Origin of the sequence: Lelliottia amnigena (assembly GCF_019047465.1) — a bacterium.
GTDB classification, from domain to species: domain Bacteria; phylum Pseudomonadota; class Gammaproteobacteria; order Enterobacterales; family Enterobacteriaceae; genus Enterobacter; species Enterobacter amnigenus.
The window spans coordinates 1,269,531-1,293,925 of the sequence record NZ_CP077236.1 but is presented as its reverse complement, the minus strand read 5'-3'; the positions used below and the strand labels follow the sequence as shown (position 1 = coordinate 1,293,925).

At 53.1% G+C, this 24,395-nt stretch carries 23 protein-coding genes; 16 read left to right on the top strand and 7 right to left on the bottom strand.

Going from position 1 to position 24,395, the window contains the following annotated elements; genetic code table 11:
* Positions 1-9 precede the first annotated feature (9 nt).
* From I6L74_RS06075 to tldD, 4 genes are all read left to right on the top strand, one after another.
* Positions 10-603 (top strand): Maf family protein, encoded by a 594-nt coding sequence (locus tag I6L74_RS06075; protein WP_059177289.1) that lies wholly within the window; start codon positions 10-12, stop codon positions 601-603.
* Positions 593-2,062, top strand: coding sequence for a ribonuclease G (gene rng, locus I6L74_RS06070; RefSeq protein ID WP_059177290.1), 1,470 nt, complete (start codon positions 593-595; stop codon positions 2,060-2,062). The genes I6L74_RS06075 and rng overlap by 11 nt, the downstream gene beginning before the upstream one ends.
* Positions 2,063-2,108: 46 nt before the next feature.
* Positions 2,109-5,906, top strand: coding sequence for an AsmA2 domain-containing protein YhdP (gene yhdP, locus I6L74_RS06065; protein ID WP_059177291.1), 3,798 nt, complete (start codon positions 2,109-2,111; stop codon positions 5,904-5,906).
* A gap of 87 nt (positions 5,907-5,993) precedes the next feature.
* Positions 5,994-7,439, top strand: a complete 1,446-nt coding sequence (gene tldD / locus I6L74_RS06060) for a metalloprotease TldD (RefSeq protein ID WP_059177292.1) — start codon at positions 5,994-5,996, stop codon at positions 7,437-7,439.
* 37 nt (positions 7,440-7,476) lie between these two features.
* Here tldD and aaeR read toward each other — a convergent pair whose 3' ends face one another.
* Positions 7,477-8,403 (bottom strand): HTH-type transcriptional activator AaeR, encoded by a 927-nt coding sequence (gene aaeR / locus I6L74_RS06055; RefSeq protein WP_059177293.1) that lies wholly within the window; start codon positions 8,401-8,403, stop codon positions 7,477-7,479.
* Between the two features lie 180 nt (positions 8,404-8,583).
* On the opposite strand from aaeR, the gene aaeX reads away from it, so the two are divergent.
* The 5 genes from aaeX (at position 8,584) to I6L74_RS06030 (ending at position 13,566) form a co-directional block, all read left to right on the top strand.
* Entirely contained in the window at positions 8,584-8,787 is a 204-nt protein-coding gene (gene aaeX / locus I6L74_RS06050) for a p-hydroxybenzoic acid efflux pump operon protein AaeX (RefSeq protein ID WP_059177294.1), read from the top strand.
* 7 nt (positions 8,788-8,794) lie between these two features.
* The gene (aaeA, locus tag I6L74_RS06045) at positions 8,795-9,727 is read left to right on the top strand and encodes a p-hydroxybenzoic acid efflux pump subunit AaeA (RefSeq protein ID WP_059177295.1); all 933 of its coding nucleotides are present in this window, start codon (positions 8,795-8,797) and stop codon (positions 9,725-9,727) included.
* A 5-nt stretch (positions 9,728-9,732) separates the two neighbouring features.
* On the top strand, positions 9,733-11,700 hold the full coding sequence (gene aaeB / locus I6L74_RS06040; protein ID WP_059177296.1) for a p-hydroxybenzoic acid efflux pump subunit AaeB: 1,968 nt from the start codon (positions 9,733-9,735) through the stop codon (positions 11,698-11,700).
* 88 nt (positions 11,701-11,788) lie between these two features.
* A complete protein-coding gene (locus tag I6L74_RS06035) occupies positions 11,789-13,243 on the top strand; it encodes an NAD-dependent succinate-semialdehyde dehydrogenase (RefSeq protein ID WP_059177297.1) in 1,455 nt (484 codons plus the stop codon).
* 47 nt (positions 13,244-13,290) lie between these two features.
* Complete coding sequence (locus tag I6L74_RS06030) at positions 13,291-13,566, top strand: barstar family protein (protein WP_059177298.1); 276 nt, start codon at positions 13,291-13,293, stop codon at positions 13,564-13,566.
* Positions 13,567-13,630: 64 nt separating this feature from the next.
* Here I6L74_RS06030 and yhcN (I6L74_RS06025) read toward each other — a convergent pair whose 3' ends face one another.
* The 3 genes from yhcN (I6L74_RS06025) to argR all read right to left on the bottom strand — a co-directional run bounded on the left by yhcN (I6L74_RS06025) (position 13,631) and on the right by argR (position 15,114).
* Positions 13,631-13,897 (bottom strand): peroxide/acid stress response protein YhcN, encoded by a 267-nt coding sequence (gene yhcN / locus I6L74_RS06025; RefSeq protein ID WP_059177299.1) that lies wholly within the window; start codon positions 13,895-13,897, stop codon positions 13,631-13,633.
* A gap of 107 nt (positions 13,898-14,004) precedes the next feature.
* Positions 14,005-14,268: a peroxide/acid stress response protein YhcN gene (gene yhcN, locus I6L74_RS06020; RefSeq protein WP_059177300.1), complete on the bottom strand. Its 264-nt coding sequence runs from the start codon at positions 14,266-14,268 to the stop codon at positions 14,005-14,007.
* Positions 14,269-14,643: 375 nt separating this feature from the next.
* Complete coding sequence (gene argR, locus I6L74_RS06015; RefSeq protein ID WP_015960652.1) at positions 14,644-15,114, bottom strand: transcriptional regulator ArgR; 471 nt, start codon at positions 15,112-15,114, stop codon at positions 14,644-14,646.
* A 404-nt stretch (positions 15,115-15,518) separates the two neighbouring features.
* On the opposite strand from argR, the gene mdh reads away from it, so the two are divergent.
* Positions 15,519-16,457 carry a malate dehydrogenase gene (mdh, locus tag I6L74_RS06010; RefSeq protein ID WP_015960651.1) on the top strand — a complete coding sequence of 313 codons (939 nt, stop codon included), beginning with the start codon at positions 15,519-15,521 and terminating at the stop codon, positions 16,455-16,457.
* Positions 16,458-16,511: 54 nt separating this feature from the next.
* On the opposite strand, the gene degS is transcribed toward mdh, so the two are convergent.
* The 3 genes from degS to zapG form a co-directional block, all read right to left on the bottom strand.
* The gene (gene degS, locus I6L74_RS06005; protein ID WP_059178018.1) at positions 16,512-17,579 is read right to left on the bottom strand and encodes an outer membrane-stress sensor serine endopeptidase DegS; all 1,068 of its coding nucleotides are present in this window, start codon (positions 17,577-17,579) and stop codon (positions 16,512-16,514) included.
* Between the two features lie 91 nt (positions 17,580-17,670).
* On the bottom strand, positions 17,671-19,038 hold the full coding sequence (gene degQ / locus I6L74_RS06000; protein ID WP_059177301.1) for a serine endoprotease DegQ: 1,368 nt from the start codon (positions 19,036-19,038) through the stop codon (positions 17,671-17,673).
* 171 nt (positions 19,039-19,209) lie between these two features.
* Positions 19,210-19,608: a Z-ring associated protein ZapG gene (gene zapG, locus I6L74_RS05995; protein WP_059177302.1), complete on the bottom strand. Its 399-nt coding sequence runs from the start codon at positions 19,606-19,608 to the stop codon at positions 19,210-19,212.
* A gap of 189 nt (positions 19,609-19,797) precedes the next feature.
* Between zapG and zapE the strand changes: the two genes are divergently transcribed.
* The 6 genes from zapE to nanR all read left to right on the top strand — a co-directional run bounded on the left by zapE (position 19,798) and on the right by nanR (position 24,395).
* Positions 19,798-20,922, top strand: a complete 1,125-nt coding sequence (gene zapE / locus I6L74_RS05990) for a cell division protein ZapE (RefSeq protein ID WP_059177303.1) — start codon at positions 19,798-19,800, stop codon at positions 20,920-20,922.
* A 289-nt stretch (positions 20,923-21,211) separates the two neighbouring features.
* A complete protein-coding gene (gene rplM, locus I6L74_RS05985) occupies positions 21,212-21,640 on the top strand; it encodes a 50S ribosomal protein L13 (protein WP_015960646.1) in 429 nt (142 codons plus the stop codon).
* A 15-nt stretch (positions 21,641-21,655) separates the two neighbouring features.
* Positions 21,656-22,048, top strand: coding sequence for a 30S ribosomal protein S9 (gene rpsI / locus I6L74_RS05980; RefSeq protein ID WP_003860436.1), 393 nt, complete (start codon positions 21,656-21,658; stop codon positions 22,046-22,048).
* A gap of 310 nt (positions 22,049-22,358) precedes the next feature.
* Positions 22,359-22,997 carry a stringent starvation protein SspA gene (gene sspA, locus I6L74_RS05975; protein WP_059177304.1) on the top strand — a complete coding sequence of 213 codons (639 nt, stop codon included), beginning with the start codon at positions 22,359-22,361 and terminating at the stop codon, positions 22,995-22,997.
* Positions 22,998-23,002: 5 nt separating this feature from the next.
* Positions 23,003-23,500 (top strand): ClpXP protease specificity-enhancing factor, encoded by a 498-nt coding sequence (gene sspB, locus I6L74_RS05970; RefSeq protein WP_059177305.1) that lies wholly within the window; start codon positions 23,003-23,005, stop codon positions 23,498-23,500.
* Between the two features lie 112 nt (positions 23,501-23,612).
* Complete coding sequence (gene nanR / locus I6L74_RS05965; protein WP_059177306.1) at positions 23,613-24,395, top strand: transcriptional regulator NanR; 783 nt, start codon at positions 23,613-23,615, stop codon at positions 24,393-24,395.

Below are 24,395 nucleotides of genomic sequence, written 5' to 3'. Positions count from 1 at the left end.
AAGGTTTCTATGACGTCTTTATATCTTGCCTCTGGTTCCCCGCGCCGTCAGGAGCTCCTCACGCAGTTAGGTGTCTCTTTTGAACGTATCGTCACCGGTATTGAAGAAAAACGGGCCGAAGGCGAAAGCGCGCAGCAGTATGTGTCCCGTCTAGCGCGAGAAAAAGCACAGGCTGGCGTGGCACAAACGCCGCGAGACTTACCGGTGCTGGGGGCGGATACCATCGTGATTTTCAACGGTGAAGTTCTCGAGAAACCGCGTGACGCAGAACATGCGGCACATATGCTGCGTAAACTATCCGGGCAAACACATCAGGTGATGACAGCCGTTGCGCTGGCAGACAGCCAAAACGTGCTCGATTGTCTGGTGGTTACGGACGTCACATTCAGAGTGCTTACCGATGAGGAAATCGCCGGTTATATCGCCAGCGGTGAACCTATGGATAAAGCAGGTGCATACGGTATTCAAGGGCTGGGTGGCTGTTTTGTCAGGAAGATCAATGGCAGCTATCACGCCGTAGTCGGCTTACCGCTGGTGGAAACGTATGAGTTGCTAAGCAATTTTAACTCACTGCGTGAGGGAAGGGATAATTATGACGGCTGAACTGTTGGTGAACGTAACGCCATCGGAAACTCGGGTGGCTTATATAGATGGCGGCATTCTTCAGGAAATTCATATTGAGCGCGAAGCGCGACGCGGAATAGTAGGCAATATCTACAAAGGTCGTGTCAGTCGTGTACTACCGGGTATGCAGGCGGCATTTGTAGATATTGGTCTTGATAAAGCGGCGTTTCTGCATGCCTCAGACATCATGCCCCATACCGAATGCGTGGCGGGCGAAGAGCAAAAACAGTTTACCGTTCGTGACATCTCCGAACTGGTCCGTCAGGGCCAGGATTTAATGGTGCAAGTGGTGAAAGACCCGCTCGGCACCAAAGGCGCGCGCCTCACGACAGACATCACTTTACCTTCTCGCTATCTGGTCTTTATGCCGGGCGCATCGCACGTAGGCGTCTCTCAGCGTATTGAGAGTGAGGACGAGCGCGAGCGCCTGAAAAAGGTGGTCGGTGCGTATTGTGATGAGCAGGGCGGTTTCATTATTCGTACGGCGGCAGAGGGGATCAGCGAAGAGGATCTCGCCTCAGATGCAGCCTATCTGAAACGCGTCTGGACCAAAGTGATGGAACGTAAAAAGCGCAACCAGACCCGTTATCAGTTGTATGGCGAGCTGGCGCTGGCCCAACGCGTGTTACGCGATTTTGCCGATGCACAGCTCGACAGAATTCGCGTGGATTCTCGTCTGACGTACGACGCATTGCTGGAATTTACCGCGGAATACATTCCTGAGATGCCGGGTCTGCTGGAACACTATTCTGGTCGTCAGCCGATTTTCGATCTCTTTGATGTCGAAAATGAAATCCAGCGCGCCCTGGAGCGCAAAGTCGAGCTGAAATCGGGTGGCTATCTGATCATCGATCAGACCGAAGCGATGACCACCGTGGATATCAATACCGGCGCGTTTGTTGGTCACCGCAATCTTGACGACACTATTTTCAACACCAATATTGAAGCGACCCAGGCGATTGCGCGCCAGCTGCGTCTGCGCAATCTCGGCGGCATTATCATCATCGACTTTATCGATATGAATAATGAAGATCACCGTCGTCGCGTCCTGCATTCTCTGGAGCAGGCGCTGAGTAAAGATCGTGTGAAAACCAGTATTAATGGTTTCTCGCAGCTTGGCCTGGTGGAGATGACCCGCAAACGCACGCGCGAAAGCGTTGAGCATGTGCTGTGCAATGTATGCCCGTCCTGTAACGGGCGCGGCACGGTGAAATCCGTCGAAACTGTCTGTTATGAAATCATGCGTGAAATCGTTCGCGTTCATCACGCCTACGACTCCGATCGTTTTCTGGTCTATGCTTCCCCAGCAGTGGCAGAAGCACTGAAAGGCGAAGAGTCGCATGCGCTTGCGGAAGTGGAAATCTTTGTCGGCAAACAGGTAAAAGTGCAAATTGAGCCGCTCTATAATCAGCAGCAGTTTGATGTGGTAATGATGTAAAACAACGCAGCGACGCTGCAAGAGAACGGCTGACAAGGAGAGATGCGTGAGGCGATTGCCAGGAATTTTACTGCTTACAGGGGCAACGCTTGTCGTCATTGTGGCGTTGCTCGTGAGCGGGCTGCGCCTCGTTCTGCCGCATCTGGACAGCTGGCGCCCGCAGGTGCTGGCAAAAATAGAAAGTGCCACCGGCGTTCCGGTGGATGTCAGCCAGCTCAGCGCGAACTGGCAAAATTTTGGCCCGACGCTGGATGCGCGCGATATCAACGCCGCGCTGCCAGACGGCGGCTATCTTAAAATCAAACGTGTTACCCTGGCGCTGGATGTCTGGCAAAGTTTGCTGCATATGCGCTGGCAGTTTCGCGATCTCACCTTTTATCAACTCCAGTTTGTGACCAATACGCCTCTGCGCAGCAGCGACAGCAAAGGGATCGAAACCAACCGTATCAGCGATCTTTTCCTGCGGCAGTTCGATCACTTCGATCTGCGTGACAGTGAAATCAGCTTTATTACGCTTTCTGGCCAACGCGCAGAACTGGCGATCCCGCAGCTCACCTGGCTGAACGGTAAAGATCGCCACCGCGCAGAAGGACAGGTCAATCTTTCCAGCCTGACCGGGCAACACGGCATCATGCAGGTGCGCATGGATCTGCGTGATGATAATGGTTTGCTGAACAGTGGCCGCGTGTGGCTGCAGGCGGATGACGTCGACGTCAAGCCGTGGTTGGGCAAATGGATGCAGGATAACGTTGCGCTGCAACGTGCGCGTTTTAGCCTTGAAGGCTGGCTCACCCTGACGGATGGCGATATTGCGGCGGGCGATGTCTGGCTCAAGCAGGGTGGCGCGGCATGGAAAGGTGACAATCAGTCCCATGATATGTCTGTCGATAATCTGACCGCGCATGTCACTCGTCAGGGTGCAAACTGGCAATTCTCTATTCCTGATACGCGCATTACGATGGATGGCAAAGCCTGGCCGCGTGGCGCGTTAACGATGGCGTGGATTCCTGAGCAGGAAGTGGGTGGCGCTGACAATAAGCGCAGCGATGAACTGCGTATTCGCGCGAGCAATCTTGAGCTGGCCGACCTCGAAGGCCTGCGCCCTATCGCAAACCGAATATCTGCCTCACTGGGCGATGTCTGGCAAGCCACGCAGCCGAGCGGGCAGATTGATAAGTTGGCGCTCGATATTCCCCTGCAGGCGACAGAAAAGACCCGATTCCAGGCATCCTGGAAAAATCTCTCCTGGAAGCAATGGAAGCTGCTGCCCGGAGCAGAACACTTCTCTGGAACGCTTGAGGGCGGCGTTGAAAATGGCCGACTCACGGTGCAAATGAATGATGCCAAAATGCCCTATGAAACGGTTTTCCGTGCGCCTCTGGAGATTGAAAAAGGTGCCGCTACGCTCAACTGGCTGAAAAACGATAAAGGTTTCCAGCTTGATGGGCGCGACATCGACGTCAAAGCCACTGGCGTTCGGGCGGCGGGGAATTTCCGCTATTTGCAGCCAGAAGGCAATGAACCCTGGCTCGGCATTCTCGCCGGGATCAGTACTGATGACGGTGGCCAGGCTTGGCGTTATTTCCCGGAAAACCTGATGGGGAAAGCGCTGGTGGACTACCTGAGCGGCGCGATTCAGGGCGGACAGGCCGATAACGCCACGCTGGTGTATGGCGGGAATCCGCATCTTTTCCCTTACAAACATAACGAAGGCCAGTTCCAGATTCTGGTCCCGCTGCGTAACGCTACTTTTGCCTTCCAGCCCGACTGGCCAGCCCTCAAAAACCTGGATATTGAGCTGAACTTCCTGAATGACGGCTTGTGGATGAAAACCGACAGCGTGGCGCTGGGCGGTGTGACAGCCAGCAATTTAACCGCTGTGATCCCGGATTATTCCAAAGAGAAACTGCTGATCGACGCGGACATCAACGGGCCGGGTAAAGCCGTGGGTCCTTACTTTGAAGACACACCGCTGGACGATTCTTTGGCTGCGGCGCTGAAAGAGTTGCAGATTGATGGCGATGTGAATGCCCGCCTGCACCTTGATATCCCGCTGGACGGTGAGATGACGACCGCTGAAGGCGACGTCGTGTTGAATAACAACAGTTTGTTCATCAAGCCGCTCAATAGCACGCTGAAAAACCTGAGCGGGAAATTCAGCTTTGTGAACGGCAATTTGAAAAGTGAACCGCTAAAGGCGACCTGGTTTAATCAGCCGCTGAATGTGGATTTCTCAACCACAGAGGGTGAGAAAGCGTATCAGGTGGCCGTCAATATGGATGCTAACTGGCAGCCGTCAAAAATGGATGTGTTGCCAAAACCTGTCGCTGAGTCCATTGCGGGGTCCGTTGCTTGGAATGGCAAAGTGGGCATTGATCTGCCGTATCATTCTGGCGCGCGTTATAAGGTCGATATCACGGGCGATCTCAAGAATGTAAGCAGTCACTTACCGGCTCCGCTCGATAAGCGAGCAGGTGAGGCGCTGCCAATGAAAATAAACGTCGACGGCGATCTGAACAGCTTTGCGCTGAACGGTAATGCTGGCGCTAAAAATCATTTTAACAGCCGCTGGCTCCTGAGCCGTAAGCTGAAGCTTGATCGTGCCATCTGGACGACGGACAGCCGCACCATTCCGCCGCTGCCTGAGCAGTCGGGCGTAGAACTGAATTTACCGGCGTTGGATGGCGCTGAGTGGCTGGCGATGTTCAATCGCGGCGTCGGACAAAACGTCGGTGATACGGCCCAGTTCCCGCAGAAAGTGACCGTGCGTACCCCGGCGCTAACGCTAGGCGGACAGCAGTGGAATAACCTCAGCATTGTTTCTGAGCCGACAGCGAACGGCTCGAAAGTTGACGCGCAGGGGCGTGAGATCAACGGTACGCTGACGATGCGCGACAATGCGCCGTGGCAGGCTGCGATTCGTTATCTTTATTACAACCCGACAACGGCTTCGCCAAAAGGCGAAACCAGCACGCCTGCGCCACTCGCGGAAGTGACAAAAGTGGATTTCAGTGGTTGGCCGGATCTGCAATTCCGCTGTGCTGAATGCTGGTTGATGGGGCAAAAATATGGCCGCATTGACGGTGACTTTGCGATCGCGGGCAATACGCTGAGTCTCTCCGGTGGCCTTATCGACACGGGCTTTGGGCGTTTAACGGCCGATGGTCAGTGGGTGAATGCCCCAGGCGAACAGCGCACGTCATTGAAAGGTCAAATCAAGGGAAGCAAAGTGGATAGCGCCTTTGATTTCTTTGGCGTCAGTACCCCGGTGAGGGGCTCTTCTTTCGATGCTAATTACGATTTGCACTGGCGCGCGCAGCCGTGGAAGCCGGATGAAGCGTCGCTAAACGGTATCCTGAAAGTTAACCTTGGCAAAGGTGAAATCGCCGATGTCAGTACCGGGCATGCCGGACAGATATTGCGTCTGCTGAGTTTTGACGCCTTGCTGCGTAAACTGCGCTTTGACTTTAGCGACACCTTCAGCGAAGGGTTCTACTACGATTCCATTCGCAGCACCTCGTGGATTAAAGACGGCGTGCTGCACACGGACGACACGCTGGTGGACGGTCTGGAGGCGGATATCGCCATGAAAGGCTCTGTCGATCTGGTACGCCGTGAACTGAATATGGAGGCGGTGGTCGCACCTGAAATCTCCGCGACCGTTGGCGTAGCGGCAGCCTTTGTAGTTAACCCGATTGTGGGGGCAGCGGTCTTCGCTGCCAGTAAGGTGCTGGGGCCTCTGTGGAGCAAAGTCTCAATTTTGCGCTATCGAATTACCGGCCCGATGGATAAGCCACAGATTAATGAGGTACTTCGCCAGCCCCGCAAAGATGCACAGCAATGATTTGACGCGGGCGATATATTGCCTCACTCTCATTTATATTGATCTTTTATACCGCCCGCCGGGCGGCAACGAACGAGTAGCAAAACGATGAGTCTGAACCTGGTAAGTGAACATTTGCTCGCAGCGAACGGCCTGAGTCATCAGGATCTGTTCTCCATTCTTGCCCAACTGACCGAGCGTCGTCTCGACTACGGCGATCTCTATTTTCAGTCGAGCTATCATGAGTCCTGGGTTTTAGAAGACAGCATCATTAAAGATGGCTCTTATAATATCGACCAGGGCGTTGGCGTTCGCGCCGTGAGCGGTGAAAAAACCGGTTTTGCCTATGCCGATCAGATTAGCCTGTCGGCACTGCAACAGAGCGCCCAGGCGGCACGTACGATTGTCCGTGAAACCGGTGATGGCCGCGTCAAAACGCTGGGTGAAGTACAACATACCGCGCTGTATACCAGCATCGATCCGCTGCAAAGCATGAGTCGTGAAGAGAAGCTGGACATTCTGCGCCGCGTGGACAAAGTGGCGCGTGCGGCAGACAAACGCGTGCAGGAAGTGTCGGCCAGTTTAACGGGTGTATACGAACTGATTCTGGTTGCGGCAACGGACGGTACGCTGGCGGCAGATGTGCGCCCGCTGGTTCGTCTGTCGGTGAGCGTTCAAGTGGAAGATGACGGCAAACGTGAGCGTGGCTCCAGCGGCGGCGGTGGACGTTTTGGCTACGAGTGGTTCCTGGCTGACGAAGACGGCGACGTGCGTGCGGATGCATGGGCAAAAGAGGCTGTCCGTATGGCGATGGTTAATCTGAACGCGGTCGCAGCACCTGCGGGCACGCTGCCAGTGGTATTGGGCGCGGGCTGGCCAGGCGTTCTGCTCCATGAAGCGGTCGGTCACGGTCTTGAAGGCGACTTTAACCGTCGCGGCACGTCCGTCTTTAGCGGTCAAATGGGTGAGCTGGTGGCGTCTGAGCTGTGCACCATTATTGATGACGGCACCATGGCCGATCGTCGTGGCTCCATTTCCATCGATGATGAAGGGACGCCTGGGCAGTACAACGTGCTGATCGAAAATGGCGTGCTGAAAGGCTACATGCAGGACAAACTGAACGCACGTCTGATGGGCGTTGCGCCAACGGGCAACGGTCGTCGTGAATCCTACGCGCACTTACCGATGCCGCGCATGACCAACACCTATATGCTGGCGGGTAAATCAACGCCGCAGGAGATTATCGAATCCGTTGATTACGGTATCTTCGCGCCAAACTTTGGCGGCGGACAGGTAGATATCACCTCCGGTAAATTTGTCTTCTCAACCTCAGAGGCCTATCTGATCGAGAAAGGCAAAGTCACCAAAGCGGTGAAAGGTGCCACGCTGATTGGTTCTGGAATCGAAGCGATGCAGCAGATTTCAATGGTCGGTAACGATCTCAAACTGGATAAAGGTGTTGGCGTCTGCGGTAAAGAAGGCCAGAGCCTGCCGGTTGGCGTAGGCCAGCCGACGCTGAAAGTCGACAGTTTGACGGTCGGCGGCACAGCCTGATTGTGGATTCAAAATGCCCTCTACGGAGGGCATTTTATTACTCTTTTCGTCTTCCTCGCATCCCCTGATACAACTCTGCCACTTCCACAAAATAATCCGTCAAATAGTTAATACAGACCTGAACCTTGAGCGGCAGCTTGTCTTTCTCGGTATACAGTGCGTAGACCGGGCGCGGATCGGACTGATAGCGCGGGAAGAGGATCTCCAGTTCACCGCTGTTGATCTCATTGATCACCCACATCAGCGGTACGTATGCGATCCCCGCACCGGCCACCAGCCAGCGAGAAATGGTCATCGGATCGTTGGTCACAAACCGCCCCTGCGGCAGCAATTTGGTTGAAATGCCTTCAGGTGCGATCAGCTCAAACTCGTTGTCCGGCCGCACGCTGTATTCCAGCCATGAATGATTGCTTAGATCCGCAGGTTTTTCCGGGACGCCAAATTGCGCCAGATAGTTTTTTGAGGCACAGACGACCATGGGCATACTGCCCAGTCGACGGGAGAAAAGGCTCGAGTCCTGGAGCGCGCCGACGCGGATCACGACGTCCAGCCCGTCAGCAATCAGGTCCGGTGCCGGGATCCCGGTAACTAAATTAACCGTTAGCCCTGGGTACTCTTTCAGCATTTCCGCGGTCATACCGGCAAGAACATTTTGTGCCATAGTTGAAGAACAGCCAATCCGAAGTGTGCCGATTGGCGTGTTATTAAAGGCATAAAGTTGTTCATGCACATCCTGGACTTCATGCAGCATGCGCCGACAGCCCTGATAATAAATTTTACCCGCCTCCGTCAGCCCGATGCTACGGGTGCTGCGGTTTAGCAGCTTGACCTGGAGTTCATCTTCCAGTTTTGACACCGTCTGGCTGATGGATGACACACTCATGTGCAGCTGTCTTGCGGCGGCGGTAAAAGAGCCAAATTCGACGACTTTGGCAAAGACGGACATGCGCTTTAAACGTTCCATTGTTCACTCTGGCTTAAAAGTGATTTAGATCACATATTATAGATAACAGCATAACAGTTACGTTAAAATATTATTAATGAGTTAACGGCTTCGCCATTCCCGCCCGGCTTTTCTTGCCTTCCTGCGATGGCGTGAGCGTAAAAAATTCAGTCGCCTGCTCGCTCTATAATCAAGGTCAACATGAGTCTGTTTCCCGTTTTCGTGGTGTTTGGTCTCTCCTTCCCACCGATTTTTTTCGAACTGATTTTATCACTGGCGATTTTCTGGCTGGTGCGTAAGGTGCTGGTCCCGACCGGTATCTACGATTTTGTCTGGCATCCTGCATTGTTTAATACCGCGCTGTATTGCTGCCTTTTCTACTTAATATCGCGCATGTTTGTCTGAGGTAGATGTGAAAACACTAACAAGAAATATCTCCCGTACTGCCATTACCGTGGCGCTGGTTATTCTGGCCTTTATCGCCATCTCACGCGCATGGGTATTTTATACCGAATCACCCTGGACGCGTGATGCGCGCTTTAGCGCGGATATCGTGGCGATTGCGCCTGATGTGGCGGGCCTTATTACAGCGGTCAATGTGCGTGATAATCAGCTGGTCAAAAAAGATCAGGTTCTCTTCACGATTGACCAGCCGCGCTATCAGAAAGCATTAGAAGAGTCAGAAGCAGACGTGGCCTATTATCAGGCGCTCGCCACGGAAAAACGCCGTGAGGCGGGGCGTCGCAATAAGTTAGGCATTCAGGCCATGTCTCGCGAAGAAATTGATCAGTCGAACAACCTGCTGCAAACCGTTCTTCATCAGTTGGCAAAAGCAGAAGCTACCCGCGATCTGGCGAAACTGGATCTGGAGCGTACGGTCATCCGCGCGCCCTCAGATGGCTGGGTCACAAACCTCAACGTCTACACTGGTGAGTTTATTACGCGCGGCTCAACGGCAGTGGCGCTCGTCAAACAGCACTCCTTCTACGTTCTGGCTTATATGGAAGAGACCAAGCTTGAGGGCGTTCGTCCAGGGTATCGCGCCGAAATCACCCCGCTTGGCAGCAACCGTGTGCTGAAAGGCACGGTGGACAGCATTGCCGCAGGCGTCACCAACTCAAGTGCCACTCGCGACAGTAAAGGAATGGCCACCGTAGATTCCAATTTAGAGTGGGTACGCCTGGCGCAGCGTGTGCCGGTGCGTATTCGCCTGGATGACGAGCAGGGGAACCTGTGGCCCGCCGGCACCACGGCGACGGTTGTCATTACTGGCGAGAAAGATCGCAACGCCAACAACGACTCACTGTTCCGTAAAATCGCGCACCGCCTGCGTGAGTTTGGTTAATCGCGATGGGCATTTTTACCATTGCCAGCCAGCATCTGCGCTTCGCCGTTAAGCTGGCGTCTGCCATCGTTCTGGCACTGTTTGTAGGCTTCCACTTTCAGCTGGAGACACCGCGCTGGGCAGTGCTGACAGCGGCGATTGTTGCAGCCGGTCCCGCTTTTGCCGCCGGGGGCGAACCCTATTCCGGCGCTATCCGCTATCGCGGTATGCTGCGTATCGTCGGGACTTTTATCGGCAGTGTGGCCGCGCTGGTTATCATTATTACGATGATTCGCTCGCCGCTGCTGATGCTAATGGTGTGCTGCGTCTGGGCCGGTTTTTGCACATGGGCTTCTTCGCTGGTGAAAGTGGAAAACTCGTATGCCTGGGGGCTGTCCGGTTACACCGCGCTGATTATTGTGATTACGATTCAGGCTGAGCCTTTACTTGCACCGCAGTTTGCCGTTGAGCGTTGCAGCGAAATCGTGATTGGTATTGTCTGCGCGATCGTTGCCGATCTGCTGTTCTCGCCGCGATCCATTAAACAAGAAGTCGACCGTGAGCTGGATGCCATTATTGTCGCTCAGTACCAACTCATGCAGCTGTGCATTAAGCATGGCGACAGCGAAGAGATGGACAATGCCTGGGGGGCGCTTGTCCGCCGTACCGCTGCGCTGGAAGGAATGCGCAGCAACCTGAATATGGAATCTTCACGCTGGTCGCGTGCTAATCGACGCCTGAAAGCCATTAATACGGTGTCATTAACGCTAATCACCCAAGCGTGCGAAACCTTTCTTATCCAGAACACCCGCCCTGAAGTGGTCACGGATACTTTTCGCGAACTGTTCGAGGAGCCGGTCGAAACGGTGCAGGATGTGCATCGACAGCTCAAACGCATGCGTCGGGTGATGGCGTGGACCGGTGAGCACGATACGCCGGTGACGATCTATACCTGGGTCGGCGCGGCGACGCGTTTTCTGCTGCTCAAGCGCGGCGTGGTGAGTAACACCAAAATCAGCGCTATCGAAGAAGACGTTTTGCAGAGTGAAGTGGTGATCAAACCCGAATCGGCCGAACGCCACCATGCTATGGTCAACTTCTGGCGAACTACGCTGGCCTGCATGCTCGGCGCGTTATTTTGGCTCTGGACCGGCTGGACATCCGGGACAGGGGCGATGGTGATGATTGCCGTCGTCACATCGCTGGCGATGCGGCTGCCGAATCCACGCATGGTGGCGATTGACTTCCTTTACGGCGCTATCGCTGCACTGCCCATCGGTGCGTTCTACTTCCTGGTGGTCCTCCCGTCGACCCAGCAAAGCATGTTACTGCTGTGTATCAGCCTGGCGGTGCTGGCGTTCTTTATTGGGATTGAAGTGCAGAAACGTCGGCTGGGCTCGCTCGGTGCGCTGGCCAGCACCATCAACATCCTGGTGTTAGATAACCCGATGACGTTTCACTTTAATCAGTTCCTCGACAGTGCGTTAGGCCAGCTGGTGGGCTGCTTCCTGGCGATGATGGTGATTCTGCTGGTGCGTGATAATTCTCAGGCGCGTACCGGACGTGTGCTGCTGAACCAGTTTGTCTCTGCGGCCGTTTCGGCGATGACGACCAATACCGCGCGTCGCAAAGAAAATCATCTGCCCGCGCTGTATCAGCAGCTGTTTTTACTCTTGACGAAATTCCCCGGCGATGTCGCTAAATTTCGCCTGGCGCTGACCATGATCATCGCCCACCAGCGGCTGCGAAATGCGCCGGTGCCCATCAATGATGATTTGTCAGCGTTTCACCGCCAGCTTCGCCACACCGCCGATCGCGTTATTTCGGCCTCCAGCGACGACAAACGCCGTCTCTACTTTAGCCAGTTGCTGGAGGAGCTAAACGTTTATCAGGAGAAACTGCGCGTCTGGGAGGCCCCACTGCAGGTGACGGAACCGGTCCGACGGCTAACGGACGTCCTCCATCGCTATCAAAATGCGCTGACCGATAGCTAAAGACCGAAAAAACCGACGCCAAAAAGCGTCGGTTTTTTTGTGGCTATACTTAATCTGGCAGGTTCTTAAACCCAGATCAGGAGGACACATGACCACCCAGACTCTTCAGGATAATGCGCTTTTCCAGACCGGCTATCTGGTCGACGGCGTGTGGAAAACGCTGGACACCACATTTGATGTGCTCAACCCGGCAACGGGTGAAGTGGTCGCGAAAGTGGCTAAAGCGGGGAAAAAAGAGACCGAAGAAGCCATCGCGGCGGCTAGCCGTGCTTTTCCTGAATGGCGAGCCAAAACGGCGAAAGCGCGTTCAGCGATCCTGTATCGTTGGTATGAATTAATTATCGAGAATAAAAGCTGGCTCGGGCAACTGATGACCACGGAGCAAGGCAAACCCTTGAAAGAAGCGGAAGGTGAAGTGGAATATGCCGCCAGCTTTATTCAGTGGTTTGCTGAACAGGCAAAACGCGCTAACGGCGAGATCATCCCGCCCGTAAAACCCGGCTCCCGCATTCTGGCAACCCGTGAGCCGATCGGTGTCGTAGCGGCAATCACGCCGTGGAATTTCCCGATGGCGATGCTGACCCGCAAGCTCGGCCCGGCACTCGCCGCAGGCTGTACCGGGGTGATTAAACCCGCTAACAATACTCCGCTGAGCGCGTTCGCGCTGCTAACGCTGGCTAAAAAAGCCGGCGTCCCGGATGGCGTGCTTAACGCTGTGGCGGGAAATACCCATGAAATCAGCGATGCGATTATGGCCAGCCACGAGGTGCGCAAAATCTCGTTTACCGGTTCTACCGAAGTGGGTAAAACGCTCATGCGTAACGCTGCGGAAACCATGAAAAAGGTGTCGATGGAACTGGGCGGCAATGCGCCTTACATCGTCTTTGAGGATGCGGACATCGATGCGGCTGTGAAAGGTGCGATTGCCAATAAATTCCGTAACGCGGGTCAGGTGTGCGTCAGCGTGAACCGCTTCTACATCCAGGAATCTGTCTATGACTCCTTCGTGAACAAACTCGCCGACGCGGTTGAGGCGCTGAAAGTGGGGAATGGTCAGGAAGAGGGCGTCATTGTGGGCCCATTAATTGAACCTTCCGCGGTCAAAAAAGTGCGCGAGCACGTCGAGGATGCTGTTGCTAAAGGCGCGACCGTGCTGGCGGGGGGGAAACCGCATGCACTGGGCGGCAATTTCTGGCTCCCAACCGTGCTAGGCGATTGTCACGAGGGCATGAAGCTTGCCGAAGAAGAGACGTTTGGCCCCGTTGCCGCGTGCTTCCGATTTACCTCGGAGGATGAAGTTATTCAACGTGCGAATAATACACCGTTTGGTCTGGCGGCTTATTTTTATACGCAGAACCTGCAGCGTGTTTTCCGCGTCTCGCAGGCGATTGAAAGCGGGATGATTGGCATCAATGAATGCGCTGTATCCACCGAGCTGGGGCCGTTTGGCGGTGTGAAAGAGTCAGGGCTGGGCCGCGAGGGATCGGTCCTGGGGCTGGAGGAATTTCTGGAAGTCAAAACCCTGCATATCGGGGGATTATAATCAGCGTCAGGGCGGCGGAAGTCGTCTGTCTGGACGGGGTGGCGGCAATGAATATCTACACGTTTGATTTTGATGAAATCGACAGTCAGGAAGACTTCTGGCATGAATTTTCACGTACATTTGGACTTGAACGGGGAAAAGTCACCGATCTGGATTCGCTGTGGGATGTGATTATTAGCGGGGGATTGCCCATGCCGCTGGAGATCGAGTTTACCCATTTGCCGGAGAAACTACGTCGGCGATTTGGCGCTTTGATTCTGCTGTTTGATGAAGCGGAAGAAGAGCTGCAAGGGCAATTACGTTTTAACGTTCAGCCTTCCTGATAGGCATAAAAAAGCCCCTGACAACGTGTCAGGGGCAAGTCGTATGATGAGATACGACGAGGGTTTATTTGTACAGCTCAGCCGTTGCGTGCCAGTGATCGCCCTGAGTTAACTCAGTCACGCGATAGCTGCTGGCGCCTGCTTTCTCAGCTTTAGCCGCCAGTTCCTGACGGATATCCATTGGTGCGCCCCCAATAGAGGTGACCGATACGCTACCCATTGATTGCAGATTCTGCGCTTCGTCTGAATTCACCAGGTGTGCAGCAGCGCTGGCACCGAAGGAGAGAACGGAAGCTAAGCCAAGGGTTGCGATGATTAATTTGGTTTTCATAGTCATTTTCCTCAATAACGTTTTCTCAACGGCCAGAAGGATTAAACTGCTTTTTTTATGCCTGGTGCCGCTGAGTTGATAATTACAGTGTTCGGTGTGGCCTTAACTTATTTGTACAGCTCAGCAGTCGCATGCCAATGATCGCCTGAACGCGCTTCAATAACGCGATAAGAGGATGCACCTTGCTCTTGCGCTTTTTTGTTCAGCATTTCATGCATATCCATCGGAGAAGTACCGATTGCGCCTACTGATACGGTGCCCATTGCCTGACGGGACTGTGCTTGATCCGCGTTAATAGAGTCGGCGGCGAAAGCACCGAATGACAGGACGGATAGAATGCTCAGTGCTGCTACAGTTGATTTGATTTTCATGATTCTTTACCTCGTCGAATTTATTGGGGTCTTTTGTTTCGTGACCCTCATCACAAAATCAAGTATACACTAATCACGCTAAAAATTAATACCAGACTAATGGTTTCCTATGTAATTAGGTGTTAATGAGCTGAGTAGATATAACCAAAATGAATAAAAATGGTTAAAAAATCGACATTTAAATTTTTAATTTTAATAAAATCATCATGATAGGTATTTTTGATTTTTTGTGCGTTTTGTTGATGTGACATTCACTGGATGAATAGGAAAAGGCAGGGGAAAGCACTAATTGCAAAATAGAAGGGCAAAATAATAGGGTGTGAAAGGGGGAAGGGGCAGAAGATTCCCCGCTGCCATTAACAGCAGGGAAGGACTTTAAAGCTCTTGTTCGAACAGCATCAGGATGGCTTCGTACAGATCTTTAACCGAGAAACCGTTCGCAGGCGTCGTGAAGATTGTATCGTCACCCGCAATTGTTCCCAGAATACCTTCAGATTTACCCAATGAATCAAGCAGGCGAGCGATCAGCTGTGCAGCGCCTGGGCTGGTGTGAATCACGACAACGGCATCGTTATAATCAATGTCCAGAACCAGATTCTTCAAAGGGCTGGAGGTGGTCGGCACGCCTAACTCTGCTGGCAAGCAATAGACCATTTCCATTTTGGCGTTGCGAGTCCGTACCGCGCCAAACTTGGTTAACATGCGGGAGACTTTTGACTGATTGATATTCTCGAAGCCCTGTTCCTGTAAGGCCAGGACGATCTCTCCCTGAGAGCTAAATTTCTCTTCTTTAAGCAGCGCTTTAAACGCTTTCACTAATTCTTCTTGTTTTGACGAGCTTCGCATATGTCACCCTATTCAGGACGATGGAATGTCATCATTATGCATGTAAATGAATTTTTATGCAAATTATCGGACGAGGATGAGGGGGAGATAATGTTATGAAAGGGAGTGATTTTATCAAATTTTGTTATCGGAAAACATGCCTGGGTCACGTCGCGCAAATAACCTTAAAAGTAAATTAAATGTTATCAAAATGATGTTGTTTTGATGACGAGGCAGGGTGTATGGTAACCCCCTCTTGATTCGTTGCTTTGTTGCTGAAAATTGCCCGTAAGCGTTCAGGCGAAGGCGAAAGAAGTGCGACCTCAAATTCTTTAGCTACGAAAATTGTTTTTATTCATCTGCTGAATTAAGGTCGCCGCAACGGAGTCACAGACATTTAAGTTAACCATAATAAGGAGTTTAGGATGAAAGTCGCAGTCCTCGGCGCTGCTGGTGGTATCGGCCAGGCGCTTGCCCTACTACTGAAAACCCAACTGCCTTCCGGCTCAGAACTCTCCCTGTATGATATTGCTCCGGTCACACCTGGTGTGGCAGTTGACTTGAGCCACATCCCAACAGCTGTGAAAATCAAAGGCTTCTCCGGTGAAAACGCACGTCCGGCGCTTGAAGGCGCAGATGTGGTGCTGATCTCCGCAGGTGTCGCGCGTAAACCGGGGATGGATCGTTCCGATCTGTTCAACGTTAACGCCGGTATCGTGAAAAACCTGGTTCAACAGATTGCTGAAACCTGCCCGAAAGCGTGCGTGGGTATCATCACTAACCCAGTAAACACCACGGTTGCTATCGCAGCAGAAGTGCTGAAGAAAGCCGGTGTATACGATAAGAACAAACTGTTTGGCGTGACCACGCTGGACATCATCCGTTCCAACACGTTTGTTGCGGAACTGAAAGGCAAATCGCCATCTGATATCGAGGTTCCGGTTATCGGTGGTCACTCTGGCGTGACGATTTTGCCATTGCTGTCGCAGATCCCTGGCGTGAGTTTCTCCGAGCAGGAAGTGGCTGACCTGACTAAACGTATTCAGAACGCCGGCACCGAAGTGGTCGAAGCGAAGGCGGGTGGCGGTTCAGCGACACTGTCTATGGGCCAGGCGGCTGCACGTTTCGGTCTGTCTCTGGTGCGTGCGCTGCAAGGCGAGAAAGGCGTAGTAGAATGTGCGTATGTTGAAGGGGATGGCGAGCATGCCCGCTTCTTCTCACAGCCGCTGCTGCTGGGCAAAAATGGTATCGAAGAACGTCAGTCAATCGGCAAGCTGAGCGCGTTTGAACAACAAGCGATGGAAGGCATGCTGGACACGCTGAAGAAAGATATCACTCTGGGTGAAGAGTTCGTAAGCAAGTGATCGACCCCCAGTTATAAAAAAACCGGAGCCATGCGCTCCGGTTTTTTATGCTTTTTAGTTAGTGGCGGGATATTCCTGAATCGTCACCTGAAGCGTCAGTTTTTTGTCATTACGCATCACTTCGACTGGAATAATCGAGCCAGGACGAATCTCCGCCACCTGATCCATGGTTTCCAGCGCGGATACGGCAGGCGTGCCGTTGACCGAAACAATCACGTCATTCACCTGTAGCCCTGCGTTAGCCGCCGGACCGCCCGGTGTCACTTCATTGACCACGATACCCTGAATCTGATCGATGCCGCCGCCCTGGGTGTGCATTGGCGCAATTTCACGGCCACCGATGCCAATATAGCCACGGATCACGCGGCCATCGCGAATCAGCTTGTCCATAATTTTGTTTGCCAACTGGAACGGGATCGCAAAGCCGATGCCCTCAGGCGTCTCGCCATCGTTACTTTTATCGAACGACAGGGTATTGATGCCCATGAGTTCTCCCAGCGAGTTCACCAGCGCGCCGCCGGAGTTACCGTGGTTAATAGAGGCGTCCGTTTGCAGGAAATTTTGTCGCCCGGAGGGGTTCAAACCGATACGACCGGTTGCGCTGATTATCCCCTGGGTAATAGTTTGCCCAAGGTTATAAGGGTTACCAATCGCCATCACCACATCGCCAATATGCGGCGTGCGTTTACGGTTGATCGGAATCACCGGCAGCCCGCCCGTGGCATTGATTTTGAGGACGGCGAGGTCGGTCAGCGTGTCCGAGCCAACCAATAAGGCTTCAAACACACGGCCATCCTGCAGGGCGACGATAATCTGATCCGCGTCGTTGATAACGTGTTTATTGGTAATGATGTAGCCGCGCTCATCCATGATCACGCCTGAGCCGAGAGTACGAATCTCCAGTTGATTATGCGCGGAGCTATTGAGGCCGCGGTTATAGACGTTAACCACAGCAGGCGCAGCACGGCGAACCGCCTGGTTGTAGCTCACAGGCGTCTCATCAGCACTGTCGAAACGCGGTGCCGCCAGCTGATTTAACTGACGTAAAGAGGGCATTGCAGCCAGTAATAGGCCGCCAACGACTAAACCGATAGCAACTGAACGAAATAGCTTAAGAAACATGATGCGGGCGTCATTAATTAAGGGACGGATGCAGCATAGCATGACTTATCCGGACATCACATGCAGCGGTGATGTCCGGATGAGCGAATGCTTAGCGTAACAGGATGTAGAGCGTATCGTTGCCACGGACGATTTGCAGCGCAATCACGGCTGGCTTGCTTTCCAGGACCTTACGCATCTCTGCGATCGACTGAACACGGTTACGGTTAACACCGATAATGACGTCATCCTGATGCAGGCCTGCCTGTGCGGCGGGACTGCTCTTTTCGACGCTCTCGATAGAAATACCTTTGGTACCGTCTTTAAGCTGCCCATCGCTGAGCGCCGCGCCTTGCAGTGCAGGGGCGATCAGTTCAGCACTGGCCGATGATGAGGTGCTCTTATCCAGTGTGACTTCGACTTCCAGCGGCTTGCCATCGCGCAGCAGCCCAAGTTTCACCTTCGTCCCGGGCTCCGTGGTGGCAACACGGGAGCGTAATTCAGCGAAGCTGCTCAGCGGTTTACCGTTGAGGCTAACGATGATATCACCCGATTTCACCCCCGCTTTTGCGGAGCCGGAGTTCGGCAGAACTTCACTGACAAATGCACCGCGCTGCACGTCGAGATTAAAGGCTTTTGCGATGTCAGCGCTCATTTCCATGCCTTTAATTCCCAGCAGCCCGCGCTTCACCTCGCCTGATTCAATCAGCTGCTGCGACAGGATTTTGGCCATATTGCTGGGGATCGCAAAGCCGATCCCGACGCTGCCGCCACCGGGCGCGAGGATCGCGGTGTTGATACCAATCAGCTCACCGTTGAGATTCAGCAACGCGCCGCCGGAATTGCCGCGGTTAATGGAGGCATCAGTCTGGATGAAGTTCTCCAGGCCTTCGAGATTCAGACCGCTACGACCCAATGCGGAGATAATCCCGGAGGTCGCCGTCTGGCCCAGACCGAAAGGGTTACCCACGGCGACAGCAAAATCACCGACGCGGAGTTTGTCGGAATCCGCGATAACAATTTGCGTCAGCTTGCTGGGATTTTGGATTTGCAGTAGCGCGATATCACTTTGATCGTCGCTGCCAATCAGTTTGGCATCAAACTCGCGACCATCGTTCATCTGCACACTGATTTTATCGGCCTGGCTGATAACGTGATTGTTCGTCAGCACGTAGCCCTTCGCCGCGTCAATCACCACTCCGGAGCCTAGCCCTTCAAACGGCTGGGTTGGCTGATCGGGCCCCTCTTCACCAAAATATTTTTTAAGCTCTTCGGGTATACGTTGGCTCTGCGCCGCCGTGCCCTCAACCTTGATGCTGACCACCGCCGGCAACACTTTTTCAAGCATTGGCGCAAGGCTTGGAATAGCTGCCTCACCAGGCACCTGTGAAGGCAGGGCCGCAGTCGCAGGCCATGACGCCGTGAGAGATAACCCGACACTTAACGCGATAGCGCTTAACAGCTGGTTTTTTTTCTTCATTGATGCTGGCTCTCATAACCTGGAATAAAGGGAAAAACGGCCCAAAAACAGTTTGATGTTATTGAATTTTAAACCACTGAACAATGAGGTAATTGACTAAATAATAGCTGGGAAGGGAAAGAAAGGACGGGCGCAAGGGCTGCGCCCGTAAAATATATTGGAGATGTGCGATTAATCGCGTTTTACACCACCGCGCAGCAGGCCGGAAGCACCGTCTGAATAATCACGCGGCATCTGCACTGGAACCTGGTCGTTGCTGGCTTCGGACTCAGCCAGACGGTTGCGGAACGGGTTGCTTTCAGCGCCCATCTCCGGCAGCAGATTGCTGGAGCTTTTTGCCATATGTTGGTACAGCTGGCGATAGTCATCGGCCATGTTGTCCAGCAGCTCGGCGCTACGGGCAAAGTGGCTGACCAGCTCTTCACGATACTCTTCCAGTTCGGCTTTGTTTTTTTCCAGTTCGTATTGTAACGACTGTTGCTGACGCAATTTGCGATTACCGAAACGCATGGCTACAGCACCGATTGCGATGCCGACGACTAAACCAATTAGCGCATATTCCCAGGTCATGAACTTCTCCCGTTGTCTTGTGGTTCCGTAGGGTATTGGCGCGGCTCCTGCCTGTGCCTGATTATGCCACTATAACCGCTATTTCTTCAGAAGTGGAATCCTGACGTATCATCGCGTACTGTAGAACGGCCTTTTTTTCACCAGTTGAGCATGCTGGCGAGGATTAATTGAAGGAATAACAACAAGATCATGCAAAGCCTGTCTCCAACATCGCGTTACCAACAAGCCCTGGACGAGGGCACTCACCAGCCAGATGATGTGCAGCGCGACGCGGTAAATCGCCTGAATTCTATCTATCAAAAATTGACGACCGAACCCACTGAAACGGCGCAAACCAGCGGGCTGAAAGCCGCGTTTGGGCGACTGTTGGGGAAAAAAGAGCCGCAGACGGCTCCCCCGATTCGCGGCTTATATATGTGGGGCGGTGTGGGGCGGGGCAAAACCTGGCTAATGGATATGTTTTATCAAAGCCTGCCCGGCACGCGGAAGCAGCGTTTGCACTTCCACCGCTTTATGCTGCGCGTGCATGAAGAACTCACGGCGCTGCAAGGCCACAGCGATCCGCTGGAAATTGTCGCCGACCGTTTTAAAGCGGAAACCGACGTCCTGTGCTTTGATGAGTTTTTTGTCTCAGATATCACCGACGCCATGCTGCTTGGCGGCCTGATGAAAGCCCTTTTCGCGGGTGGCATTACGCTGGTGGCGACGTCGAATATTCCGCCAGACGATCTGTACCGTAACGGTCTACAACGCGCGCGCTTCTTACCTGCAATCGATGCGATTAAAGAACACTGCGACATCATGAATGTGGATGCGGGTGTGGATTACCGTCTGCGCACGCTGACCCAGGCGCATCTCTGGCTGTCTCCTTTGAACGAGCAGACCCAGGGCCAAATGGATAAACTGTGGCTCGCGCTGGCGGGTGCTAAGCGTGATACATCGCCTGAACTGGAAATCAATCACCGCCCATTGCAAACCCTTGGGGTGGAAAACCAAACTTTGGCCGTGTCCTTTGCGACGCTGTGTGTAGATGCCCGCAGCCAGCACGATTACATTGCACTCTCGCGTCTGTTCCACACCGTGATGCTATCTGATGTTCCGGTGATGACGCCGCTGATGGAGAGCGAAGCCCGCCGTTTCATTGCACTGGTGGATGAGTTTTACGAGCGCCACGTCAAACTGGTGGTCAGCGCGGAAGTGCCGTTATATGAAATTTACCAGGGCGAGCGGCTGAAATTTGAATTCCAGCGCTGTTTGTCACGTTTGCAGGAAATGCAAAGCGAAGAGTATTTGAAGCGTGCTCACATGCCCTAGCGCATGGTTTTTAACGGTGTGAAAGGTGTTGTCAGAGAACGCATTCGACAAAACTGGCCGCTTACCGGAAAACCTTGCGACTAATCACATTTAGGGGTCGATCTTTGACCCTGACTTCTCTATAATCTTGCGACCCCACGTTACGAGAAGGTTTTTTTCCCAAAACTTTCTATGTGCCGGCATAGGCTATTCGAAGGGGTAGGTTTGCTGGACAATGTCGTGTGAGCCTCAACTGACTAAACGTTTGGGTGTTCACCAACGTGTAACTTATTATTTGGGTAAGCTTTTAATGAAAACTTTTACAGCTAAACCAGAAACCGTAAAACGCGACTGGTATGTTGTTGACGCGACCGGTAAAACTCTGGGTCGTCTGGCTTCCGAACTGGCTCTTCGCCTGCGCGGTAAGCACAAAGCGGAATACACTCCGCACGTTGATACTGGTGATTACATTATCGTTCTGAACGCAGAAAAAGTTGCTGTAACCGGCAACAAGCGCGAAGACAAAATTTATTACCATCACACCGGTTTCATCGGTGGTATCAAACAAGCGACCTTTGAAGAGATGATTGCCCGCCGTCCTGAGCGTGTGATTGAAATCGCGGTTAAAGGCATGTTGCCAAAGGGCCCGCTGGGTCGTGCTATGTACCGTAAACTGAAAGTTTACGCAGGCAACGAGCACAACCACGCGGCACAGCAACCGCAAGTTCTTGACATCTAATCGGGATTATAGGCAATGGCTGAAAATCAATACTACGGCACTGGTCGCCGCAAAAGCTCCGCCGCTCGTGTGTTCATCAAACCGGGCAGTGGTAAAATCGTAATCAACCAGCGTTCTCTGGAACAGTACTTCGGTCGCGAAACTGCCCGCATGGTAGTTCGCCAGCCGCTGGAACTGGTTGATATGGTTGAAAAATTGGATCTGTACATCACTGTTAAAGGTGGTGGTATCTCTGGTCAGGCTGGTGCGATCCGTCACGGTATCACACGCGCTCTGATGGAGTACGACGAATCCCTGCGTTCTGAACTGCGTAAAGCTGGCTTCGTCACTCGTGACGCGCGTCAGGTTGAACGTAAGAAAGTGGGTCTGCGTAAAGCACGTCGTCGTCCACAGTTCTCCAAGCGTTAATCTTTTTTCTGCCTTGGCAGAAGGATTGGCGAAAAACCCGCTTCGGCGGGTTTTTTTTATGGATAATGTTAATGTTATCCACAGTATTTATTTGATTCTCAGTTCTTTTTCAGCATTTCCAGAATCCCCTCACCACAAACCCTGCAAAATCTGGTAAACTATCATCCAATTTTCTGCCCAAATGTCGGCGAACCCTCGATTTTTGTTCAATTTATGCACAAATCGGTTGTTCTCTGGGATGGGTGACAAATCATCTGGCTAGCCATCGTGGCTAGTAGCAGTACTATTCTGAATATACCTGGAGGTTTTCATGGCTGTCGCTGCCAACAAACGTTCGGTAATGACGCTGTTTTCTGGTCCTACTGACATTTATAGCCATCAGGTTCGTATCGTGCTGGCCGAGAAGGGTGTCAGTTTTGAGATCGAGCATGTGGAAAAGGATAACCCGCCTCAGGATCTGATCGATCTCAACCCGAACCAGAGCGTACCAACGCTAGTGGATCGCGAGCTGACCCTGTGGGAATCCCGCATCATTATGGAATATCTGGATGAGCGTTTCCCTCATCCGCCGCTGATGCCGGTTTACCCGGTTGCGCGTGGCGAAAGCCGCCTGTATATGCAGCGTATCGAGAAAGACTGGTACACGCTGATGAACGTTATCGCCAACGGTTCCTCTTCTGAAGCGGATGCTGCTCGTAAGCAACTGCGTGAAGAACTGCTGGCGATCGCCCCGGTGTTTGGTCAAAAACCATTCTTCCTGAGCGATGAGTTCAGTCTGGTCGATTGCTATCTGGCTCCGCTGTTATGGCGCCTGCAGTCTCTGGGCGTAGAATTTAGCGGTCCGGGTGCGAAAGAGCTGAAAGGCTATATGACTCGGGTGTTTGAGCGTGATTCTTTCCTCGCCTCCCTGACAGAGCCGGAACGCGAAATGCGTCTTGGCCGAGGTTAACGATTGTGGAAATGTCACAGCTGTCTCCACGCCGTCCGTATCTGCTGCGCGCCTTCTATGAATGGCTGCTGGACAACCAGCTGACGCCGCACCTGGTGGTGGATGTGACGTTGCCGGGTGTGCAAGTTCCGATGGAATACGCGCGCGACGGGCAAATCGTGTTGAATATTGCTCCGCGTGCGGTCGGTAATCTTGAGCTGTCCAACGACGAAGTGAGCTTCAACGCCCGCTTCGGCGGTGTACCGCGTCAGGTTTCTGTGCCACTGGCAGCCGTACTGGCGGTCTATGCGCGTGAAAACGGCGCGGGTACGATGTTTGAGCCGGAAGCGGCTTATGATGAAGACGTCGCCCGCCTCAACGATGAAGACGGCTCTACCGGTAGCGAAAGCGAAACGGTCATGTCCGTTATCGATGGCGATAAGCCCGATCATGACAATGACAACGATCCGGATGACGATCCGCCGCCGCGCGGTGGTCGCCCAGCGTTACGTGTTGTGAAATAATCAAACAGGCCCCTTGGGCCTGTTTTGCTATCCAGGGATTTTCGCTACGCTAAAAATCCTATGATATGATAAATCGTTGTCACTGATTGTCACTCTTCTGACCCGAGTTTTTATGAAACCAACTGATCTTCAAGCGGAAAATTCAACCGAAACCGTGGGTCGCAGTTTGCGTCGTCGTCCGCTGGCGCGTAAAAAACTCTCCGAAATGGTCGAAGAAGAACTGGAGCAAATGATTCGCCGGCAGGAGTTTGCGCAGGGAGAACAACTCCCGTCAGAGCGTGAACTGATGGAGTTCTTCAACGTTGGGCGTCCATCCGTGCGTGAAGCGCTGGCCGCCTTAAAACGCAAAGGGCTGGTGCAGATTAACAATGGTGAGCGCGCGCGCGTTTCCATGCCTTCTGCCGACACCATCATCGGTGAACTCTCCGGCATGGCGAAAGATTTCCTCACGCAACCCGGCGGGATTACCCACTTTGAGCAGCTACGGCTGTTTTTTGAATCCAGCCTGGTGCGCTATGCGGCGGAATACGCCACGGATGAGCAGGTTGAAAGCTTGTCAAAGGCGCTCGAAATCAACAGTCAGTCACTCAGTGACAATGCGCTATTTATCCGATCCGATGTCGATTTTCACCGCGTGCTGGCGGAGATCCCCGGTAATCCCATCTTTATGGCGATCCACGTAGCGCTGCTGGATTGGCTGATCGCGGCCCGTCCAAAAGTCTCCGACGCCGAACTCTACGAGCACAATAACGTCAGCTATCGCCAGCATATTGCGATTGTCGATGCGATCCGCCGACACGATCCCGATGAAGCCGATCGGGCGCTTCAATCCCATCTCAACAGTGTTTCCGCCACCTGGCACGCGTTCGGCCAGGGATCCAAAAAGAAGAAATAA

Excerpts from the sequence above, each read along its gene's own strand:
- I6L74_RS06075 (WP_059177289.1), top strand. The coding sequence starts at position 10 with ATGACGTCTTTATATCTTGCCTCTGGTTCCCCGCGCCGTCAGGAGCTC.
- rng (WP_059177290.1), top strand. The coding sequence starts at position 593 with ATGACGGCTGAACTGTTGGTGAACGTAACGCCATCGGAAACTCGGGTG.
- tldD (WP_059177292.1), top strand. The coding sequence starts at position 5,994 with ATGAGTCTGAACCTGGTAAGTGAACATTTGCTCGCAGCGAACGGCCTG.
- aaeR (WP_059177293.1), bottom strand. The coding sequence starts at position 8,403 with ATGGAACGTTTAAAGCGCATGTCCGTCTTTGCCAAAGTCGTCGAATTT.
- aaeX (WP_059177294.1), top strand. The coding sequence starts at position 8,584 with ATGAGTCTGTTTCCCGTTTTCGTGGTGTTTGGTCTCTCCTTCCCACCG.
- aaeB (WP_059177296.1), top strand. The coding sequence starts at position 9,733 with ATGGGCATTTTTACCATTGCCAGCCAGCATCTGCGCTTCGCCGTTAAG.
- I6L74_RS06035 (WP_059177297.1), top strand. The coding sequence starts at position 11,789 with ATGACCACCCAGACTCTTCAGGATAATGCGCTTTTCCAGACCGGCTAT.
- I6L74_RS06030 (WP_059177298.1), top strand. The coding sequence starts at position 13,291 with ATGAATATCTACACGTTTGATTTTGATGAAATCGACAGTCAGGAAGAC.
- yhcN (WP_059177299.1), bottom strand. The coding sequence starts at position 13,897 with ATGAAAACCAAATTAATCATCGCAACCCTTGGCTTAGCTTCCGTTCTC.
- yhcN (WP_059177300.1), bottom strand. The coding sequence starts at position 14,268 with ATGAAAATCAAATCAACTGTAGCAGCACTGAGCATTCTATCCGTCCTG.
- argR (WP_015960652.1), bottom strand. The coding sequence starts at position 15,114 with ATGCGAAGCTCGTCAAAACAAGAAGAATTAGTGAAAGCGTTTAAAGCG.
- mdh (WP_015960651.1), top strand. The coding sequence starts at position 15,519 with ATGAAAGTCGCAGTCCTCGGCGCTGCTGGTGGTATCGGCCAGGCGCTT.
- degS (WP_059178018.1), bottom strand. The coding sequence starts at position 17,579 with ATGTTTCTTAAGCTATTTCGTTCAGTTGCTATCGGTTTAGTCGTTGGC.
- degQ (WP_059177301.1), bottom strand. The coding sequence starts at position 19,038 with ATGAAGAAAAAAAACCAGCTGTTAAGCGCTATCGCGTTAAGTGTCGGG.
- zapG (WP_059177302.1), bottom strand. The coding sequence starts at position 19,608 with ATGACCTGGGAATATGCGCTAATTGGTTTAGTCGTCGGCATCGCAATC.
- zapE (WP_059177303.1), top strand. The coding sequence starts at position 19,798 with ATGCAAAGCCTGTCTCCAACATCGCGTTACCAACAAGCCCTGGACGAG.
- rplM (WP_015960646.1), top strand. The coding sequence starts at position 21,212 with ATGAAAACTTTTACAGCTAAACCAGAAACCGTAAAACGCGACTGGTAT.
- rpsI (WP_003860436.1), top strand. The coding sequence starts at position 21,656 with ATGGCTGAAAATCAATACTACGGCACTGGTCGCCGCAAAAGCTCCGCC.
- sspA (WP_059177304.1), top strand. The coding sequence starts at position 22,359 with ATGGCTGTCGCTGCCAACAAACGTTCGGTAATGACGCTGTTTTCTGGT.
- nanR (WP_059177306.1), top strand. The coding sequence starts at position 23,613 with ATGAAACCAACTGATCTTCAAGCGGAAAATTCAACCGAAACCGTGGGT.